At 60.1% G+C, this 281-nt stretch carries 1 pseudogene; it reads left to right on the top strand.

From position 1 onward, the window contains the following. Positions 1-281 (top strand): annotated as a pseudogene (locus tag HMPREF2924_RS21280) (TIGR03752 family integrating conjugative element protein); the annotation flags it as partial.

A 281-nucleotide genomic window follows, 5' to 3' on the forward strand; every position in this document is an offset into this window, starting at 1 on the left:
AGCCGGCAGCTCAAGGACCAGATCAGCAAGGTCATCCAGGAGAATGACTCGCTCAAAGCTGCCAATGAGAACCTGCAGGGCCGCCTGCGCAGCATCGATCAGAACATCGAGCAGAAGCTCAACAACACCGCCCAGGAGCTGCAGCAACAGCAGGAGAACCGTAGCCAGACGATCCTGGACCAGGTACAGAAACGGCTCGAGAACCTAACCCACGTTCCCGAGGCCGGCGACACCGACCTGCCCGTAGGATTCGGCGTGCGACCAGAGGATGGCCAGCACTT

This window comes from Pseudomonas sp. HMSC063H08, assembly GCF_001813645.1.
In the GTDB taxonomy this organism is placed as follows: Bacteria; Pseudomonadota; Gammaproteobacteria; order Pseudomonadales; family Pseudomonadaceae; genus Pseudomonas; species Pseudomonas aeruginosa.